The sequence below is a fragment of the Verminephrobacter aporrectodeae subsp. tuberculatae At4 genome (genome assembly GCF_000193225.1).
In the GTDB taxonomy this organism is placed as follows: domain Bacteria; phylum Pseudomonadota; class Gammaproteobacteria; order Burkholderiales; family Burkholderiaceae_C; genus Acidovorax; species Acidovorax aporrectodeae.
The window spans coordinates 1-1,131 of the sequence record NZ_AFAL01001019.1 but is presented as its reverse complement, the minus strand read 5'-3'; the positions used below and the strand labels follow the sequence as shown (position 1 = coordinate 1,131).

Below are 1,131 nucleotides of genomic sequence, written 5' to 3'. Positions count from 1 at the left end.
CCCCTGCAGTTCCACGCGCTGCAACGCCGCCAGCGCCTGCAGGCGCGCGTCGCGCCAGCGCGTGCCGCGCAGCCACAGCGCCAGCGCCACGTTGTTCTGCGCGCTGGTGCGCAGCATGTGCGGGCGCTGGAACAGCATGGCCTGGCGCAGTGCGGCGTCGCACTGCAGGCCGCCGCCGTGGGCACCGACCAGACCGTGCAGCAGGCGCAGCAGCGTGCTCTTGCCGCTGCCGTTCGCGCCCACCAGTGCCACGCGCTCGCCGGGCGCGATGCGCAGCGTGACCCCGGCGAGCGCCTGCACGTGGCCGTAGTGCAGCGTCACCTGGCGCAGTTCGACCCAGGGTCTGGCGGCGCCGCCGCTCATGCCGCAGCCCCTGCGGGGACGCTGTGCACGACGGCGCCGTCAACGCGCTCGCGCCAGCGGCGCAGCGCGGCGATGAGCACGTTCAGCGCGAGCACCACGACCAGCAGGATCAGGCCCAGCGCCAGCGCCAGGGGCAGGTCGCCCTTGCTCGTCTCGAGCGCGATGGCCGTGGTCATCACGCGCGTGAAGCCGTCGATGTTCCCGCCCACGATCATCACCGCGCCGACCTCGGAGATGGCGCGGCCAAACGCCGCGAGCAGCACGGTGAGCAGGGCGTAGCGCTCGTCCCAGGCGAGCAGCAGACTGCGCAGCGCGGCGCCCGCGCCCATGGAGCGCAGCTGCTCGCCGTGCGCGCGCTCGGCGTCTTCGACCACCTGGCGCGTGAGCGCCGTGACCACCGGCAGCACCAGGATGGTCTGCGCCAGCACCATGGCCTGGAAGCTGAAGAGCCAGCCCAGCGCGCCCAGCGGCCCGCTGCGCGAGAGCAGCAGGTAGACCACCAGCCCGACCACCACCGAGGGCACGGCGAGCAAGGTGTTGAGCAGCGCCAGCGCCGCGCCGCGCCCGGCAAAGCGCGCCACGCCGAGCCAGGCGCCCAGCGCCAGACCCAGGCCGCAGGCCAGCAGGCAGGCGCTGGCGCTGACCGAGAGCGAGCGGCGCACGATGCTGCACAGCACGGGATCCAGGGACAGGGCAAGTTGCAGCGCGGTGCGCGCGCTTTCGGTGAATGTGGACATGGCTTGGGCTATCGTATGTGCCCGCACCATA

General features: G+C 73.2%; 2 protein-coding genes. Both read right to left on the bottom strand.

All coding sequences use genetic code 11. The features are described from left to right. A partial coding sequence (locus VTU_RS30305) for an ATP-binding cassette domain-containing protein (protein WP_010110472.1) occupies positions 1 to 363 on the bottom strand: 363 nt, incomplete at its 3' end. Then, complete coding sequence (locus tag VTU_RS0124645) at positions 360 to 1,100, bottom strand: ABC transporter permease (RefSeq protein ID WP_029554734.1); 741 nt, start codon at positions 1,098 to 1,100, stop codon at positions 360 to 362. The genes VTU_RS0124645 and VTU_RS30305, both read right to left, overlap by 4 nt. Positions 1,101 to 1,131 lie beyond the last annotated feature (31 nt).